This is a genomic window from Marinobacter sp. NFXS9 (assembly GCF_040148665.1).
Taxonomy (GTDB): Bacteria; Pseudomonadota; Gammaproteobacteria; order Pseudomonadales; family Oleiphilaceae; genus Marinobacter_A; species Marinobacter_A mangrovi.
The window spans coordinates 181017-199855 of sequence record NZ_JAGDDW010000008.1 but is presented as its reverse complement, the minus strand read 5'-3'; the positions used below and the strand labels follow the sequence as shown (position 1 = coordinate 199855).

Genomic DNA, 18839 nt, shown 5'->3' with positions numbered 1-18839 from the left:
CCTTTATGAACGACCTTGCAACCGTATTTTCCATGCCAGCCCTCCTGGCCTGGCTCCTTCTGCCGGTGTCGCTCCTGCTGCTGGCAGGCTTCACGGGCTGGCAATCCAGCACACGGACCACCGGGCTCAGCTGGCGCCTCGCCAGCCGCCTGCTGGCGCTCTCGATCGGGGCCACCGCCCTCATCGGCGTGCTGCTGGTGGTCGACGCCTGGATCGCCGACACCGGCCTGCCGGAGATGGGCCATCGCCTGGGGCTCCAACCCGATGGGCTGGCGGTCTGGATGGCCCTGATGGTGGGCTTCATTGGCTGGATCATTCTCCGCTACGCGGACACCTACCTGCAGGGGGATCCGGCGCGCCATCGTTTCCTGCCCTGGTTCCTGACCACGCTGGCGAGCGTCCTTCTCCTGGTTTTCACCAACAACCTGCTGGTCCTGGCCGGGGCCTGGGTCGGTGTCAGCCTCGCCCTGCATCACTTGCTGACCCTGTACCATGACCGCCCGGAGGCCCGTCTCGCGGCGTTCCAGAAGTTCATCGTCAGCCGTATCGGCGACATCTGTGTAATGACCGGCGTCTGGCTGCTCTACCGCCACTACGGCACCTTCGACCTGCCCGCCATGGTCGCATCCGCCGGTGACACGGCCCAAGGCAGCACCCATCTTGAGATCGCCTCGGTCCTGCTCGCCGTGGCCGCGCTGCTGAAGTGTGCCCAGGTGCCGTTCCATGGCTGGCTGCTGCGCGTCATGGAAGCGCCGACGCCGGTCTCCGCCCTGCTCCACGCGGGCGTCATCAACCTTGGGGGCTTTCTCTGGCTGCGGCTGTTCCCGGTGCTGGACGGTTTCTCCCCGGGGCATGTGGTCCTTCTCGCTGTCGGCGGCCTGACGGCGGTGGTCGGGGTACTGACGATGATGAGCCAGGCCTCCGTCAAACACGCCCTGGCGTGGTCCACGTCTGCCCAGATGGGGTTCATGCTGTTCGAGATCGGCATGGGCGCCTACACTCTGGCTTTCCTGCACCTGTTGGCCCACTCGCTCTACAAGGCCCATTCATTCCTGGCTTCGGGACGCACGGTGTCGGCGTCCCGGGTAGCGCCGTTCGCAACGGCCGACATCCGTTCGCGCCTGGCATGGAGTGCGGCCGCCGCCGGCTTCGGGCTCGCGCTCCTGTGGCTGAACCCGGGGCTTGTGGAGAATAACCCGGTACTGGGGGCCATGCTGATCCTGGCGATTTTCGGGTCGGTGCTCGGCCTGCCGGCGGGGATCCGCCTGCGTCAGAAGCTGCTCCTGGGCGGCCTGGCCGTTAGCCTGATACCGATTTATGGGCTCGCCCACTGGCTGCTGGGCCCGGTCGTCGCCCCGCACTCTACCGGACCACTGCCCCTGGCGGGTGTGGTGATCGGACTGCTGATGGTCGGCACCCTCGCCCTGGTCTCGCTGATCCTGTTGTTGAATCCGCAGAGCCGGATAGCCCGAACGCTGCGGTTCCACGTGGGCTACGGCTTCTACCTGATGTTGCCTTTTGACCACCTGACAACGCGGCTGGCGAACAGCCTCGCCTGGCTGCAGCCGGCTACAGCGGCGTCGAAGAACGATCTGTCCATCCTGGGAGACAAGTCATGAATCAGGTCAGCGTATCCCGCTTTGGTAAACCGGCACTGGCGTCCGACCAGAAAGACGCCCTGACCCGGGCAACGTCCGTGATTCCACCCAGCTGGCCGCTGGACCGTTGGATTGCCGTGAACCCCTGGTGGGGCTTGCGGCACCTTCCTGCTGAGCGGGCCTCCCGCATTCCCGGCGCGCGGGCCAAGACGTCCATGCTGATGCCGCCCGCCTTCTACCGCGATGCCTGGCAACGGGGCCGTATCCGGGAAGAAGACCTGCGTGAAGCCCAGCGCGAGAGCGGCGGCCATGCGACGCGGGACACCCTGCTTGCCGCCCTGAAAAAAGGCGACACGGACAGCGGCATGGCGGCGCCCTCGGTCCTCGACCAGACGTTCGGCAGCAGCGCCAGTCCGGCCATGGTGGCCGTTCGGCAACAGGTCGCGCGAACCTGCGGACTGTTCTTTGATACCCGGCAGTCGCGGTGGCTGGTGGACCTGGTGTCCGATGGCCTCTTTGCGAGCTGGCTGGAGCAAAGCCAGCACGACCCGCTCCTGGACCGCCGGACCGGTCTCGCCGGGGCCCGGTCGATCCTGAAAGACATGCCGGCCGCCCCGACGCAGGCCAGCAACTGGGCCATCGGCATCCTGAACCTCTCGGCAGGCGAGCTGGAAGCCCTGGCACACCGGCTGCTGTTCGAGCTCGTTGGCTGGAGCGCCTGGTGCAAGGGTATCGAATGGCAGACCGCGCTGGATGGTGGCGAAGCCGACCTGTGCGACCAGCTGCTGGTGATTTTGCTGGTATGGGAGGCGATTGGCGTCCATCTGGCAGCGCCGGAGCAGCGGCACCAGTGGCAGGCGGCCTGGAACACCTACCTCAAAGGCGCGACGCAACCCCATGAGCCCACCCTGTGGCTCTGGCACCGCGCTTACGAGCTGGGCTATCAGCGGGAACTGATCGGCACGCTGACCGACGCCAGAGATCCGGAGAGCACGGCGCCGCCGGCCGGAATCGAAAGCGAGATCCAGGCCGTGTTCTGCATCGATGTGCGGTCTGAGGTGATGCGCCGTCATCTTGAAGCGGCGTGCCCGACGGTCCAGACCCTCGGTTTCGCCGGCTTCTTCGGCATGCCGGTGACGCACCGGGGGTTGGGGCCGGAGGACGACATGCCCAGGCTTCCGGGACTGCTGGCTCCGGTCTACCGGCTGGCGGACTCCACCGGCGACCGTCAGGAGGACCGGGCACAGTACCAGGCTGCGAGCCAGCGCGAGATGACCCGGCAGACGGTGCGTAAAGCCAAGTACAGCAGCCTGTCCAGTTTCACGCTGGTCGAAACCACCGGACTGGCCTGGGGCTGGAAGTTGCTCCGCGACAGCCTGTACCGGAACCGTTCGAAGTCAACCACGTCCAACCCGGCGAAGGGCGGCCTTTTTCAGCGCTATGGCGGTGACCCGGTGTCCGACCCGGAAAAAGTCGATCTCGCCGAACAGATGCTGCGTGGCCTGTCGCTGACCACCGGCTTCGCGCCGCTGCTGGTGTTCGTCGGGCATGGCAGCCATACCGACAACAATCCGCACCAGGCCGGGCTGGCATGCGGTGCCTGCGGGGGCCAGAACGGCGGAGTGAATGCGGCACTGGCAGCCCGTCTGATCAACGATCCCCAGGTCCGTGCCGGCCTGGTGGCACGGGGCATCCGCATTCCCGACTTCACGTTGGCGCTGGCTGCGGAACACTGCACGGTGACGGATCGGGTCACGGTCCTGAATCGCGAGCAGGTGCCGGACAGCTACCTGAAAAAGCTGATCCGCCTGGAAAATGCCTTCACCGAAGCCGCCCGGCGCAGTCGCCGAGAGCGGGCTGCAGCCCTGGGCCTCGCCGGCCATGACGACGACCGCCTGCTGCAACACATGACCAAACGCACGGTAAATTGGTCCGAAGTCCGGCCGGAATGGGGGCTGGCGAACAACGCGGCCATCCTCTTCGCCGACCGCTCCCGGACGCGGGGGCTGAACCTGAAGGGACGCACGTTCCTGCATGACTATAAGCCCTCGCAGGATCCGGAAGGCACCGTGCTTGAGGCCCTGATGACCGCGCCGATGGTGGTGGCCAACTGGATCAACCTTCAGTATTTAGGCTCGGTGGCGGCGCCGGAGACCTTCGGCGCGGGCAACAAGCTGCTGCATTCGGTGGTCGGCGGCAACGTGGGCGTGATCGAAGGCAACGACCCGGACCTGCGGATCGGCCTGGCGATCCAGTCCGTCCACGACGGCAAGACCTGGCGCCACGAGCCCGTGAGGCTCAACGTGTTCATCGACGCCCCGCGCCAGCACATCGAGCGGGTTCTGGCACAGCAACCCGATGTGGCGCGGCTGGTGGAGAACCACTGGCTGTGGCTGTTCCGTTTCGCCGGGGATGGCGTCGAGCAGTACCGCAACGGTGACTGGCAGGCGTGTTGACACCCACCGACCCGCGCCCTGGATGGTCGTGGGCCGGCTTCGCCGAATGGTTCGCATGCCGTCACGGACGAACGTTCCGGCGCCGATTGGGAGCATGCCCTTCGCAGCCCTGTCCGATAGCGGCACGTTCCGGCTTTCGGTAATCTCTGGCTCCAGGCCCCGGGAACAGAACCGAGGGACACGGGGATGACCCAACATGCATCCTCGACATGGATCCAAAAGGAATTAACCATGCAACGATTATTGGCGGCGGGGATACTGCTGGCCCTTTCTTCCGGCGCTCAGGCCGCAGACAGCGGCGTTTACTTTTCCCATCACGACTGGGAAATCGCCTGCGACAACACCGGCACCTGCCGGGCGGCGGGCTACCAGGACTTCGACGATCCCCAGTCGGTCTCGGTATTGCTGACGCGTGAAGCCGGACCGGACTCCCCGGTGACCGGAACCCTCCGGATCGGTGAGGTGAACCTGGACGACGCGCTCCTGGACTCTTTGCGGGCCGACGGCCATATCGCGTTACGCATTGATGGCAAGCTCATCGGCACCGTCGAGATCGATCCGGATTCGCTTATGGTGGACCTACCGAATAAGCTCGTCGCTGCCTTGCTCAGTGTCTCTCGCGACAACAGCGATATCGAATGGACCCATGGCGATTATCGCTGGCATCTGTCCGATTCCGGTGTGACTGCGGTGCTCACCAAGATGGATGACGTGCAGGGCCGCGTAGGCACACCGGGCGCCCTCGTGGCCACCGGTTCCAACAGCGAAGGAGATGTGCTGCCGCCAACGCCTGCGCCCGTGGTGGTCGCGGCGCCGGTGGCGGAGAACAACGGATCGAATCAGCCGCTGCCCACCGGAGACCGGCCCAATCTGCGAGCCGCACTGGGCACCACGCTGGGAAGCGATGACGAGTGCACCGGCCTGACATCGCCGGGAGAGACCGGCGGGTTCAACGCGGTTCGACTGACCGACAGCCGCCTGTTGGTGTCCACCACCTGCTGGATGGGCGCCTACAACATGGGAACCGGCTACTGGGTCGTCAATGACACACCGCCCTATCAGCCTGAACGGGTCACCCTGTCCGGCAGCGGCTATGAGGATGGTACGATCTATGCCGCCCAAAAAGGACGAGGTCTGGGCGACTGCTGGTCCCGGGACGACTGGACCTGGAACGGCGATCAGTTTGTCCACACGGCCTCGTTTACCACCGGGAAATGCCGGCTGATTGCCGCAGGCGGTGCCTGGACGTTGCCGACACTGGTCGCGGAAGTTCGCAAGACGCCAGAAATTCAAAAGTGAACGGCACAGAGGCCAATTTAGAGCGGTTCGATTTAGCGGGTCACATGATCCGTTTTTTCACCAAGAAAGCAGTGTCTGGATCGGGCACACCACTTCAGGAGATGGCATGATCGCCAAGCGAGAACGCGGCCGGATGGAGCGCCGGCTGATCAGAACGCTGACACGGGCCTGTGAAGACGCCAAACCCCTACTCCCGGGCTTCAAGTGGCTTACCCACGAGGTCGACTACCAACGTTTTCCAGAGAGCCTGATGATCACCTGGGTCTTCGATACCGATGCCCACCTCGCCAGCGCCCTGAAGAGCGACGACCGGCTGCGGATACAGGAGCTGACCGTCGACGCGCTGGCCGATGCGGGCGTTGAGGTGAGTGATGTCGCGCTGCATGTCGATCTGGACAGCGAAGAGGCGTGCCAGCGTACACATGCCGGCAACTGGGAGCGCCGCTTGAAAGCCAAGCCGGCGAACCACTGAATGGCCACTAAGATCGACAACCCCTGCCAATCAGTGTGTCAGCTCAAGGGTGGGCTCTGCACTGGCTGTGGTCGCACGACTGAGGACATCCGGCAATGGAAATCCATGAAGCGACCCGAAAAGATGAAAGCGTCCAAACGGGCGGAACAGAGACTGAAGAAGATAGCTTCCGGCTAACATCCTGTAAGCAACCCCCTCATTGGGTCGTCGTCAGGCGTCGGATTCGCTCGCGCGGTGATTGCTCGACGAGGAGGATCAAAGACATCGGCGATGCGGCCGTGGTCTTGCTCAGCCAAGGCCAGGCCAGAGCGACTTCACATTTCACAATTATCTACAACAAAAATCTAAGGTCCGCCGCCCCGGCGCCGATATGATGATGGAAGCATCCTTACCCAAAACAAGACCATAACGCTCAACGGCCTACTGCGGGGTTAGCTGTTCGTGATCCTCTTCAAACCGCTGCGTTTTGCCTTTGCCCTGTTGTGGCTGTGCCACTGGCAACTGGCCCACGCGGACCTGAAGCCTGTTACCGTGTTGCCCTCTTCACCGATCGAGGCCCACTTCCAGTACTGGGAAGATCCGGACGGCCAGGCCACGATGGATCAGGTACGGGCTCTGCCCGACAACCAGTGGCAAACCAATGCGACGGACAGCGCCACCTTTGGCATCACTGAATCGGCCTACTGGCTGCGGTTTGCGGTCCAGAACCAGACGCCGGAACGGGTTAACCTGATCGCGGAAATCAGCTACTCGCAGCTGGACGACGTGATTTTCCATGAGTTCGACGGCGACCGGGAAACGCACACCTTCAAGACCGGCGACACTCGCCCCTTCTATCCGCGGGAAGTCGATCACCCCAGCATGCTGATGCGTTTCGAGCTGAAACCCGGTCAGGTCAAGACGATTTACGTGCGCGCCCAGACGGAAGGCTCGCTGGTCCTGCCATTACGGGTCTGGCGGGAGAATAAATTCTTCGAGGCCGCCGCGAACGAGCAGAAGCTACACTTCTTCTACTACGGCAGCCTGGCCGTCATCATCCTGATCAACCTGGCGGTCTTCCTGACGCTGCGGGAAAAGCTGTACCTGTTTTACGCCCTGGCCATTAGCGGCTATTTGCTGTTCTTTTTGTCCATCAAGGGCTACAGCTTCCAGCATATCTATCCGCAGTTCCCGGCCCTGCACGCGCGGGCGCTGCTGGTGTCGATGCCGATTCTGGCGTTTTTCTCGGTTCTGTTCTGCCGGGAGTTCCTGAAGATCAAAACCCACAGCCCGCGGCTGGATATCGCCATTCGCGGGATGATCCTGTTCGAAGCGTTCAATTTCATCGCCGCCCTGACGCTGAGTTACAACCACGCCGTGATGCTCTCGTCCGTGTCGGCGCTGGTCTTCTTCTCGCTGTTGTTTGTGGCGGGCCCGATCACCTGGGCGGCCGGCGTGCGAGCCGGCGCCTTCTTCACACTGGCCTGGACGCCGCTCACCGTCGGCGTTCTTGCGACCGCCGGCCGCGCCCTGGGGTTCTTTCCCGCCACGTTCATCACCGAATACGCGATGCAGATCGGCTCAGGCCTGGAAGCGTTTATCCTGACCCTGGCCCTGGCCGACCGCCTGTATCGCGAACGGGAGGATAAAATCGAGGCCCAGGCGGACAACCTGCGTAAGGAGAAGGCCCGTCACGAAGCCCACAACAAACTCACCGAGGCGATGACGCACGATCCGGTGACCGGTCTGCCCAACCGCAACCGCTTCGAGTGGATGGTCAACCAGCAGCTGCGCCTGGATCCGGAGGGGCAGTACATGGTGGGCGTCGCGAGGATCACTCGCCTCGACGAAATCAACCGCACGCTGGGCCTGAGCCGCAGCGAGCGTTTGCTCAAACGCATTGCGGAACAGATGACCGATCTGGCCTCGGAACTGCCCATCGTGGAGGGTACCCAGGATCACCAGGGACGAGATGAGCGGGTGTACCAACTGTCTGGCGACAGCTTCGGGCTGCTGATCAATTCGCAGCGGGTGGATGATAGCTTCGAGGGGCTGGACCAGGCCTTGCGGCTGCTTTCGGAGCCGATCGCCCTGGACAATCTGGCCATCGAGCTGCACCCGAAGTTCGGCGCTGCCAGCTACCCCGAGCACGGCGATAACGCCGCCCTGCTGATCCGCAACGCCCACGTGGGTATGGAGATCGCACCCGTCGGTTCCCATGAAACCGGGCTGTATTCTCAAGACTTCGACATCTACAGCGAAGGCCGGCTGACGCTGATGTCCGATCTCCGTGAAGCCCTGCACCGGGATCAGACGGTGTTGTTCTATCAGCCCAAAATCTGCCTTCAGAGCGGCGAGGTCACGGGGATTGAGGCGTTGATTCGCTGGCACCATCCGGAGCGGGGCTGGGTCTTTCCCAGCGACTTCATTCCCCTGGCCGAGGAAACCGGCGTGATCAACCAGCTCACCCGCTGGGCGATCGGGCGCGGCATACAGGATCTGACGACGCTGCAGGGTGATTACCCCGATCTGGAGGTCTCGATCAACATCTCCGCCCGGGATCTGGTCTCCGGCGAGCTCAAGGTGCTGATCGAAGACCAGCTGTCGCGGCACCGGATCCGCCCGGACCGCCTGACCATCGAACTCACCGAAACCGCCGCGATGGAAGATCCGGAAAAGGGGCTGGAGGCGCTGAAGACGCTGGCCGACATGGGTCTGCGGGTGTCGATCGACGATTTCGGCAGCGGCTATTCGTCGCTGTCCTACCTCAAGCAGCTTCCGGCGTCGGAGATCAAGCTGGACCGCTCCCTGATCCTGGATGTGGACGCCAGCGATGGCTCCAAAGTCATCGTGGAAACCGCCATCAACATGGCCCACGGCCTGGGTTACAGCGTGGTGGCCGAGGGCGTGGAAGACCAGGAGACCGCCCGTCTGCTCAAGAGCATGGGCTGCGACACGTTGCAGGGATACTGGCTCTGCCATCCCCTGCCGATGGAGAAACTGAAACCGTGGCTGGCCGCCAGGGTGGCGTGTCCGGTCTGATCGTTCTCTGCGGGGGGATCGGGTGACCGCCAAACGGGATCACTTGCCCTGCTCGAAGATCGCCCGCAGGTGTGCCCGGTCGTCATCCGTCAGGGAGGCTTCCTGGCTCAGCCCGATCGACCGGCGGGCGTGGTGGGCTGCGGCGGCCTGCGTTTCGGAATCTCCACACGCCCGCAGTGAACGGAGGGCTTTCTGCAAGCGGGTGCCTACCTCGATAAACCCGGCTCCGTCCCGGCTGATGCCGGTGAAGGCATCGTCAAACAGGTCCCGGACGTCCAACGCCGGCACCATGACTCGGCAGCATGCCTTATCGGGCGCACTGTCCTCCGATAAGGGCTCCTGCCACCGAGTCAACAGGGCCTGGCTCTCCACGATGACGTCGATGGCCGTTCCCGGATCGTTGATCGCGGGCGATAACGCCCGGCAGGCAATCTGCGACAACACCACGAATCCATAGCGGGGATCTTCGTCGAACGTTCGGGCCCTGCCAATCTGGAACTGCTGGACAACCTCGTCGGGATCCCAGCCATCGCCATTGTTCGCGTCATTGTGCAGATAGGCCAGGGGGATGTCGGGAGTGATGCAGGTGCCCGGCAACGCGGCCACGGTAATACGGCCGTCGACCGCTTCAGCCAGCTCCTGCAATCCCCGGATGTCGATGTGCTGCAGATAACCCACCCGGCTCGTAAAGACGGCCCGTCCCGCGGCTTCATCCCGGGGTGGCACACCGCCCAGGTGAGGCGCCCGTTTGCGGGTGTCCAGCGCCACGGCGGTGGCGGCCGCGACCTTGCCCATGATCATGCCGAGGCGTCCCAGCCTGGCGATGCGGTCGATCCAGGTGACGAAGGTAAAAATCACGATGCCGAACACCAGGATCGTCAGGATGAACATCACAAAATGCCCGCCGGCATCGTAATCGCTGTTCTTCACAGCGATCAGACCCACCAGACTGTAGATGAACGTGCCGATAAACGCGGACAGCGCGAACTGGGAAATATCATCGGCTACCACCAGTGGAAATGCCCGGGGCGAGGCAGTGTTGCTGGCCGAGGCATAGGCGGACACCATCGACCCCACCGCCAACGATGCAATCACGAGCATGCTGGAGGCCATAATCGACAACAGGGTTTCCACCGACTCGCCGGAGACGTCGGGCACGTAGCCCCCCAACCCGGTGCCATTCGCCAGCTGCGCCAGCAAGGCGCCCCCAATGGACAATACACAGGCGGCGAACGGTTTCACCCAGAGCTTTTCGTTCACCCGGTTGAGGTAGAAGCGCAGTTCACCGGCTAATCGATCCATGGGCATCTCGTGTCCTTACCAAAGAATGCAGTGTCTGAAAGTCGCAGCAAGATGCGGGTTGCAGCGACCGCTGGCCTTACGAGAACGTGATGAACAACGGGAAGCTGAATTCTATTGTGGTCCATTCCGGCCGATGGCTCTACAGATCCAGCAAGCGATCCAGGTGGTTGTGAAACACCGATATGGCGGCTTCCACCGTTTGTTGCCCTACCAACACGCTCGTCCCGAGCCCGTGAGTGATGGCAAGTATATGGGCAGCTTCGACAGAGGCCTCCAGATGCGGCGCCAGCTCACCGGTTAACTGGGCATCCTGAAGCGCTGTGACCAGCTGCTGCTCAAGGCGATTGGGCCCCTCAACAAACGGCTGGTCCGCCAAATCGGAATGGGTCATCGCCAACACTGCGAAGGACGTCCAGACGAGATGGAACGTGCGACTGCGCTCATCGGTTGGCAACGCCGCAGCGAAAAACGTTTCAAGGAACCCCCGCAGCGACGGCGGGCCTGGCTGTTCGCTGAGGTAGGCTTTCCATCGTTCATGGCTTTGCCGCTCCAGCAGCCGCAACGCGGACTGCATCAGGCTGGCCTTGTTATCGAAGTAGTACTGCACCAGCCGGAGCGACACTCCGGACTCGATGGCCACACCCCGCATCGTGACGGCGTGCAGACCGTCGCGGCCGGCAAGGCGTATCAGCCCTTCTGCAATCCGGTTTCGGCGCTCTTCATGGTCGACTTTTTTCGGCAATGCCAGCTCCCTGGTGGTTTTTTCAGTTTTTATGATACAAATGTATCATTAAAAGATGACCGCGTGAGACACAACCTCGCGTTCTCATGACAGCGACCGACGGGTAATCACTCCGATCAACGGGAGACCCGCCATTGCGCAGCATGGAGCTACACTGGCATGACTCTGTCACAGAATGACGACCCGCCCCATATTCCGCCCCGGCTATGGAAAATCGCGGCGGTAACCGGGGCCGCCGCTTTCATGGCCATGCTGGATTCGACGGTGGCGAATCTTGCGCTGGAATCTATCGGCCGTGATTTCGAGAGCTCGCTTGCCGTTACCCAATGGGTGGCTACCGGCTACCTCATCGCCCTGGCCGTGTCCCTTCCCACCACCGGCTGGTTGGGTCACCGATACGGCTATGGCCGGGTTTGGGCCGCTTCCATGGCCACGTTCATCATCTCATCCGCTCTCTGTGGTCTGGCCCCAGGGCCGACGACGCTCATCGCCGCAAGGCTCCTGCAAGGTTTGGCAGCCGGACTGATGGTCCCGGCCGGACAGGCCGTTATCGGATCAACCGCCCACGCGAACCAGCTGGGACGACTGATGGGCACGCTGGGTCTGGTGATTGCGCTGGGTCCCGCCGTTGGGCCCGGCATTGCCGGTTTCCTTCTTGACATGGGTTCATGGCGCTGGCTGTTTTTGCTCAATGTGCCGATCGGTATCCTGGCCATTATCGCAGCACGGGATCTGGTACCGCGAGGATCAAAGGATGAAGGTCGCCCCCTGGACCGGATGGGGTTCGTCCTGGTTGGTCTGGGCTTGCCCGTGCTGTTGTATGGCGCGAATAGAATCGGTACTGACAGCGCCGACATAATAGCCGTTTCAGCGGTTGCCATCGGCGTCGTGATGACCGCCTGCTTTGTTCCCGCTCAGTTGCGGACACGCTACCCGCTGATCGATATACGCCTGATGCACCGCCGTCCCTTCTCAGCGGCGACGATTACAACGGGCCTGACGGGCGCCAGTATGTACGGCGGACTGCTCCTGTTGCCGCTTTACCTTCAACTGGCAGCAGGCCGAAGCGCCGGCGAAACCGGTCTGTTGCTGCTGGCCATGGGGCTGGGCAGTGCCGTCGTTCTGCCTGTTGCCGGCTCATTAACCGATCGCTTCGGCACCGGCGCCACAGCCATTGCAGGAGCGGCCCTCCTGCTGGCCAGTACGATTCCGTTCGTCGTTAACCCGACAGCCCTGTCCATCACGACCCAGACGGTACTGCTCATCTCACGAGGTATCGGCCTCGCCCTGGCACAACTGCCTGCCATGACCGCCGCCTATGGAACGGTTACCCGGGATCAGATGGGCGATGCGGCAACCCTCGTCAACATCGTCCAGCGTCTCGGCGGTGCGATGGGCGCTGTCGGCGTCGTGATCGTCCTCACATCATCCGGCGGTACGGCCCGGATCGACGCCTATGTTGGCGCGTTCGCCGCGCTGGCCTGTCTGGCCGCCCTGGCCCTGGTCTCTACGGCACGTATGTGCGCTCCCGAGCGCAACCCGTACGATCGATCTTGAAACCGGCACCGCGTAGTATGACGGGCTCACCCGCCACGACTGCATAGGCCCTATCACCCATGGCATCCATAAACCTTCCGGAAAACCGCTTCGCCGCCCTCCTCTTCGATATGGACGGCACGATCCTGAGCTCCATCGCTTCCGCCGAGCGTGTCTGGGCCGATTGGGCCCGGGAACAGGGCCTTGATGTGGAAGCCTTCCTGCCGACGATCCATGGCATCCAGGCGGTCGAGACCATCCGACGTCTGGGATTGCCCGGGGTGGATCCAGTGGTTGAGGCCGAGCGCATCACCCGCGCGGAGATCGACAACGTGCAGGATGTGGAGGCCATTGCGGGCGTTGCGGCGTTCCTGGAAGACCTGCCCACCAGACGCTGGGCGATTGTCACATCGGCGCCGAGAGCACTGGCGGAACGACGCATCGCAGCGGCGGGCCTGCCGTTGCCGGCGGTGTTGATCACGGCTGAAGATGTGTCGCGCAGCAAGCCGGCGCCGGACGGCTATCTGCTCGCTGCCGAGCAGCTAAAGGTCGACGCCAGCGACTGCCTGGTTTTCGAGGACGCGCCGGCCGGCATCGAATCCGGCCTTTCCGCGGGTGCCCGCGTTGTGGTCGTCACGGCGACCCACAATCACGCCTCAGGCGGAGCGCACCCCGCCATTGAGAGTTATCACGGATTGCGGGTCGTATCGGAAGCCAGCGGGGTCGCCGTGCTCGGGATCACCTCCGGCTAACCGCCATCGCGCTCTATCCGCACCGGCACCGACTTCGATCCCGGCGTCTTCGATAATTGATCATGGTGACTCACCGGCACCAGCACGTTGCACTCCGGGTAATAGGAGGCGACCGTGCCGACGGGTATCCGGTACGGGGTGACCACCAGGCCGCCCAACCGCCGGTCCACCCCATCGTCCACATCCGTGACCAATCGGACGACATCGCCTTTCTCGAAACCAGCCTGTTTCATGTCCTCCGGATTCATCAGCAGGACGTCCCGCGTGCCCTCGATGCCGTGGAACCGGTCCGAATAGCCGTACACAGTGGTATTGAACTGGTCGTTCGAGCGCATCGTGAGCAGGCTGTAGCGACCTGGTCGAGGCTCAAACCCCAGTGAGGTGAGCTTTTCCGGTGTCGTGAACAGGGCGCGTTTTTCCGGTGTTTTCCAAATGCGTTCGTGGGCGGCGATGCCGCGATAGAAACCGCCGGGTTCGAACAGGCGCTGGTTGTAATCACCGAAGTCATCCGGATAAGTTTGCTCAATCAAATCTCGCACCTTGGCGTAGTCTCCGACCCATTCATCCCACTTCACGTTGGGGTTGTCGGGAAGCAGCGCCTTAGCGATGCCCGCTACAATCGCCAGCTCACTTTTCAGGTGTTCAGATGCCGGTTCGCGATGCCCCGCCGAACCGCTGATCATCGAGAAACTGTCTTCGGTGGAGATCGCCTGCGGGCCGGTTGCCTGCTGATCCACTTCGGCGCGGCCCAGGCACGGCAGGATGTAGGCGGTCTTACCCGGATAGAGATGGCTGCGGTTCAGTTTGGTAGAAATCATCACCGTGAGGTTCTGGCGGGCCCAACTGTCTTCCATCCGCTGCTGATCCGGCACCGCCCGCAGCAGGTTGCCGCCCAGGCAGACGCTCGCCTTGACCGAGCCCTCGATCAGCCCTTCGACCATTTCCACGATGTTGACACCGTCCTTGGTGGGCGGCTCGAACTGGAACAGGGACCGCAGCTTGTCCATGGGCACGAGATCGGCCTTCTCGGCGATCCCCACCGTGCGCTGACCCTGGACGTTGGAATGCCCCCGCACCGGACAGACGCCGGCACCAGGCCGGCCGATGTGGCCGCGCAGCATGAGGAGGTTCACCAACATGCCGATATTGACGGAACCGTGGGTATGCTGTGTCAGCCCCATGCCGTATACCCCGATAACACGCTCCGCCGCCATATAGGCGTCGGCCGCGTCCTTCAGGGCGGCTTTCGACAAGCCACTGCGGGACTCGATGTCCGCCCACTCGGCCGCCTCCACGGATGCCAGGAAACGGTCGAATCCCTGGGTGTGCTGCTCGATGAATGCCACATCGAGGACGCGCGCGCCGCCCTCGCGTTGCGCGGCTTTGTCGGCGTCGATGACGTGTTTACACATGCCCATGATCGCGGCCACGTCGCCGCCGGCACTGAGCTGATGGTATTGGTCTGAAATCCTGGTCTCGCGGCCCGTTGTCATGTCGATGGCGCTTTGCGGATCGACGAACGCCACCAGCCCCTGCTCGATGATGGGATTGAAGGTGACGATTTTGGCACCCCGCTTTTTCGCATCCTTCAGCGGATGCAGAAAGCGCGGACTGTTGGTTCCGGGGTTCTGGCCGAAAAAGAAGAAGGCGTCGGTCTGCTCCAGATCTTCCCAGACGATCGTTCCGACCGGCGATCCAATGACTTTTTTCAGACCCACCGAGGTGGTCTCGTGGCACATGTTCGAGCTCTGCGGCAGATTGTTGTTACCATAGAGTCGCGCCATCAGGGCGTAAAGATAGGAGGCTTCCAGCCCCGCGTGGCCGGAGGAATAGAAGACGGCGCTCTCTGGGTCGAGAGCATTCAATTCCCTGGCAATTTCCCGGAACGCGGTGTCCCAGTCCACGGCCTCGTAGCGATCGGACTCCGGGTTGTAGCGCATTGGGTGGGTGAGCCGGCCGGTCTTCTCCAGTTCGTGATCGGTCCAGCGGCGCAGCTCGTGAACGGTGTGATCATCCCAGAAATCCGGCGTGCAGCGGTCCCGGGTCAGTTCCCACATCACCGCTTTCGCGCCGTTTTCACAGAACTCAAAGGCGCTGTAGTTCTTTGGCTTTGGCCAGGCGCAGGAATTACACATGAAACCGCCGGGCTTGTTCATGCGCCGCAGCGTGTCCATCGCGGTCGGCGAAGCGGACGATTCAACGGAGACGCTGGCAATGCCTTTCAACGATCCCCAGCCACCAGCAGGGCCCTGTCCCTCGGTGATCTCGTCGTCTTGGCTCATAAGTTCCCTCCTGATGAGTTCACTGATTCGCAAGTCTCACTATACGACCCGGATCGAGACCAGAGGCCAACTGGTTTTGCTTTGATCAAGTTCGGTATGCCTCAAAACGTGGAGACGCATCCGAGACATAAGAATGGATTTTTATAAGGGCGTACGGTCTTACACCGCCAAGTTACTTCCCCTGAGTCACGTAAGTCGCTGATACTTCCAGAAGCTAAGGGACGGCTGGCGTACGTGCGAAGGGATGGGATCGAAGTCAACGGTTGCCGGATCCGGGGGTGACCATGGCGAAATACCTGAATGCCCTGCCTCAGATGTCCGGGGATGTGTTCCTGACCGATGGTGGCATCGAAACCACACTGATCTTCCACGACGGGTTGGACCTGCCCTGTTTTGCGGCTTTTACCCTACTGAAATCGCCACAGGGCCAAGAAGCCTTACGCCGATACTTCCAGACCTACGCCACCCTGGCGGCAGAGTATGGCGTCGGCTGCGTTCTGGAGAGCGCCACCTGGCGGGCCAGTTCAGACTGGGGTGACAAGCTGGGCTATTCGGCCGAGCAACTGGCCGAAACCAACAGTCAGGCCATCGCCCTGCTCTATGAGATACGTCAGGTATACGAAACCCGTCATACCCCAATCGTTATCAGTGGCTGCGTCGGCCCCCGGGGCGATGGCTATAATCCCGACACCTTCATGACCGACAGCACGGCCAAAGCCTACCATCTGCCGCAAGTCACCACGTTCCGTGATGCGGGAGCCGATCTGGTGACGGCGATCACCATGACCTACACCAGCGAAGCCATCGGCATAGCCCGCGCGGCCAAAGCCGTTGGCATGCCCGTGGTCCTGTCATTCACGGTGGAAACGGATGGCAGGCTGCCCAGCGGCAAGCCCCTGGGCGAAGCCATTGAAGAAGTCGACGCCGCCACGGACGCGGCGCCGGTGTATTACATGATCAACTGCGCCCACCCGACCCACTTCATGGCGGCCCTGGAGGCCGGCGGGGCCTGGCGATTCCGGATCCACGGCCTGCGCGCCAACGCCTCGGCCAAGAGTCATGCCGAGCTGGATGAGGCCACGGAACTGGACGAAGGTGATCCGGATGAATTGGCGCAGCAATACGGCGATGTGCGCCGACTTTTGCCCAACCTCAACGTCTTTGGCGGATGCTGCGGGACCGACGAGCGGCATGTAGAGGCCATCTGCAAGGTGGTATTGGCGACCTGACGGCCACCTGACGTCCGGGCAATGCGACCGCCTCCTCAAGGCTCAGAAACCTTCCAGCACGATCTTGCCCACCGCTTGCCCAGACTCCAGTTCCGCGTGAGCGGCCTTGAGGTTGTCGGCGTTGATGGTACCGAGGTGCTTGCCTGCGGTGGAGCGGATGTATCCCTGGTCCACCAGCTCGGCCACCCGTTCCAGCAGGGTATGCTGCGCTTCCATATCGCGGGCATGATGCATAGAGCGCGCAAACATGAACTCGATGTGCAGCGACAGGCTCTTGGTCTTGATTTTCATCACGTCCAAAGCACCAGGATCGTCAATAAACGCAATCCGGCCGAACGGCTCCAGGACATCGATGTAGCTGTCGAAATACTGGTCGGTGGCGTTGAGACTGGCCACGTGGGTCACGGGACCGACCTGGCCGGCCTCGATCAGCGCATCGATCTGCGGCTTGAGGGGCTGCCGGTGATTCACCACAACATCAGCCCCCAGGTCCTGTACCCAGTTCCGGGAGGCTTCGCGTGAAGCGGTTGCGATCACGGTCGCGCCGGTCAGCGTTTTGGCCAGCTGGACCAGAATGGACCCCACGCCGCCGGCCGCGCCGACGACCAGAAGGACCTCGTCCGAGGTTGCCGACGAACCGGGCGCCTGCTGCGCCAGTTCCAGGTGTTCGAACAGCAGCTCCCAGGCAGTGATCGTGGTCAGCGGCAGGGCGGCGGCGTCCGCATCGGACAGGCTCTTCGGCTTGTGACCGACGATGCGTTCGTCCACCAACTGGTACTCGGCGTTGCTGCCCGGACGGGTCAGGTCGCCGGCGTAGTAGACGTGGTCGCCCGCCTGGAAGCCCGTAACGTCGGGCCCGGTGGCCACCACCTCACCCACGGCGTCCCAACCGATCACCTTGTAGCTCCCATCTTCAGCCGGGACGTTCTGACGGATCTTGTAGTCCACCGGATTGACGGCAATCGCGCTGATTCTGACCAGCAAATCGCGGCCTTCCGCCACCGGCTGGGGCAGTTCGATATCCACGAGCGCGTCGGGTTCGGTAATGGGCAGTGCCTGGGTGTAGCCAATCGCTTTCATCGGAAGACCTCCTGAAGGGTCATGCGTGTATGAGATTCGATGGCGGTCAGTGTGGCGCTGTTTTACACTTCCAAAAACAGCCTAATCACTGAAACTTTCTCAAACATTATTTGAAAATATGACGCTCGAAGACCTGCAGGTTGTCCTCAAGGTGGCGGAGTTCCGCAGCATTACGGCCGCGGCCACCAGCCTCGACATGAGATCCGCCACGGCCAGCGCCGCCGTCAAGCGGGTGGAACGGGCGCTGGGCGCCGAGCTGTTTGTCCGGACGACGCGTCAGCTTCGCCTGTCCGGCGCGGGCGAGAAGTACCTGCCGCAGTGCGAGCAGGCGCTCCAGCTGCTGGCGCAGGCACGCAACAACATCCTCGACGATCAGAATGCGGTGGAGGGGGAGCTGAGGATTGCGGTGTCGTCGGACCTGGGGCGGAACCGGTTGATGCCCTGGCTGGACGAGCTGATGGCGGAGCACCCGGGCCTCAGCCTGCGGGTGAACATCAGCGACAGCAACATCGACTTCTACCGGGACTCGGTGGACATGGCCCTGCGCTACGGCTCGCCCGAGGACGCGCACCTGCACGGCTTCAAAATCTGCGATGTCCAGGGTGTGCTCTGCGCGACGCAGGCGTACCTGGACCAGCACGGCACGCCCACGCACCCCCATGAACTGACGGCGCACAACGGGCTGTTCTACCAGCTTCAGGGCATCCCCCATGACGTCTGGAGTTTCACCCGGGGCGACCAGACGTTCAGGGTGAGCATGCGGGGCAACCGGTCCTCCAACGACGGCGATCTCGTGCGCCGCTGGTGTGTCGCCGGCCAGGGTGTGGCGGTCAAATCCTGCCTGGACATCTCGGCGGACCTGCTCGCCGGCCGGGTGGTGCCGGTGCTGCCCGATTACCAGCCCCGCAAGACCGAGCTCTGGCTGATCTGCCCAAGTCGCCAGTCCATCACACCGGCGATGCGACTGATCCGGGATCGACTCCGCGAGCACTGCGCCGGCATCCTGTCGGAACTGAGCGCCCGCGGCCTGCTGCCAACACCCGCCGCTGGATCGCAGTAAACGAGAAGCC

14 protein-coding genes are annotated in these 18839 nt (G+C 62.8%); 10 read left to right on the top strand and 4 right to left on the bottom strand.

From position 1 onward, the window contains the following. Positions 1 to 5: 5 nt before the first annotated feature. The 6 genes from J3364_RS14200 (at position 6) to J3364_RS14175 (ending at position 8846) form a co-directional block, all read left to right on the top strand. Positions 6 to 1619, top strand: a complete 1614-nt coding sequence (locus J3364_RS14200) for an NADH-quinone oxidoreductase subunit L (RefSeq protein ID WP_349558965.1) — start codon at positions 6 to 8, stop codon at positions 1617 to 1619. Further along, on the top strand, positions 1616 to 4054 hold the full coding sequence (locus tag J3364_RS14195) for a YbcC family protein (protein WP_349558964.1): 2439 nt from the start codon (positions 1616 to 1618) through the stop codon (positions 4052 to 4054). Before J3364_RS14200 ends, J3364_RS14195 begins: the two co-directional genes overlap by 4 nt. Positions 4055 to 4285: 231 nt before the next feature. Beyond that, entirely contained in the window at positions 4286 to 5353 is a 1068-nt protein-coding gene (locus J3364_RS14190) for a DUF1176 domain-containing protein (RefSeq protein ID WP_349558963.1), read from the top strand. Between the two features lie 106 nt (positions 5354 to 5459). Further along, positions 5460 to 5825, top strand: coding sequence for a hypothetical protein (locus J3364_RS14185; protein WP_349558962.1), 366 nt, complete (start codon positions 5460 to 5462; stop codon positions 5823 to 5825). Further along, positions 5826 to 6002, top strand: a complete 177-nt coding sequence (locus tag J3364_RS14180; protein WP_349558961.1) for a DUF1289 domain-containing protein — start codon at positions 5826 to 5828, stop codon at positions 6000 to 6002. A 264-nt stretch (positions 6003 to 6266) separates the two neighbouring features. Next, positions 6267 to 8846, top strand: coding sequence for an EAL domain-containing protein (locus J3364_RS14175; protein WP_349558960.1), 2580 nt, complete (start codon positions 6267 to 6269; stop codon positions 8844 to 8846). 39 nt (positions 8847 to 8885) lie between these two features. Here the strand turns inward: J3364_RS14175 and J3364_RS14170 are convergent, their stop codons facing one another. Together J3364_RS14170 and J3364_RS14165 are read right to left on the bottom strand one after the other, a co-directional pair. Further along, on the bottom strand, positions 8886 to 10148 hold the full coding sequence (locus tag J3364_RS14170; protein WP_349558959.1) for a DUF2254 domain-containing protein: 1263 nt from the start codon (positions 10146 to 10148) through the stop codon (positions 8886 to 8888). A 139-nt stretch (positions 10149 to 10287) separates the two neighbouring features. Beyond that, entirely contained in the window at positions 10288 to 10890 is a 603-nt protein-coding gene (locus J3364_RS14165; protein WP_349558958.1) for a TetR/AcrR family transcriptional regulator, read from the bottom strand. 159 nt (positions 10891 to 11049) lie between these two features. On the opposite strand from J3364_RS14165, the gene J3364_RS14160 reads away from it, so the two are divergent. After that, a complete protein-coding gene (locus J3364_RS14160) occupies positions 11050 to 12447 on the top strand; it encodes a DHA2 family efflux MFS transporter permease subunit (protein ID WP_349558957.1) in 1398 nt (465 codons plus the stop codon). A 59-nt stretch (positions 12448 to 12506) separates the two neighbouring features. Continuing rightward, on the top strand, positions 12507 to 13178 hold the full coding sequence (locus J3364_RS14155; protein ID WP_349558956.1) for an HAD-IA family hydrolase: 672 nt from the start codon (positions 12507 to 12509) through the stop codon (positions 13176 to 13178). On the opposite strand, the gene J3364_RS14150 is transcribed toward J3364_RS14155, so the two are convergent. Beyond that, positions 13175 to 15460, bottom strand: coding sequence for an FdhF/YdeP family oxidoreductase (locus J3364_RS14150; protein ID WP_349558955.1), 2286 nt, complete (start codon positions 15458 to 15460; stop codon positions 13175 to 13177). The two genes, J3364_RS14155 and J3364_RS14150, sit on opposite strands and share 4 nt — an antisense overlap. A gap of 284 nt (positions 15461 to 15744) precedes the next feature. Between J3364_RS14150 and J3364_RS14145 the strand changes: the two genes are divergently transcribed. Then, positions 15745 to 16689, top strand: a complete 945-nt coding sequence (locus J3364_RS14145; RefSeq protein ID WP_349559014.1) for a homocysteine S-methyltransferase family protein — start codon at positions 15745 to 15747, stop codon at positions 16687 to 16689. A gap of 42 nt (positions 16690 to 16731) precedes the next feature. Here J3364_RS14145 and J3364_RS14140 read toward each other — a convergent pair whose 3' ends face one another. Next, on the bottom strand, positions 16732 to 17769 hold the full coding sequence (locus J3364_RS14140) for a zinc-binding alcohol dehydrogenase family protein (protein ID WP_349558954.1): 1038 nt from the start codon (positions 17767 to 17769) through the stop codon (positions 16732 to 16734). Positions 17770 to 17887: 118 nt separating this feature from the next. Between J3364_RS14140 and J3364_RS14135 the strand changes: the two genes are divergently transcribed. Next, positions 17888 to 18829, top strand: a complete 942-nt coding sequence (locus J3364_RS14135; protein ID WP_349558953.1) for a LysR family transcriptional regulator — start codon at positions 17888 to 17890, stop codon at positions 18827 to 18829. Positions 18830 to 18839: the final 10 nt, after the last annotated feature.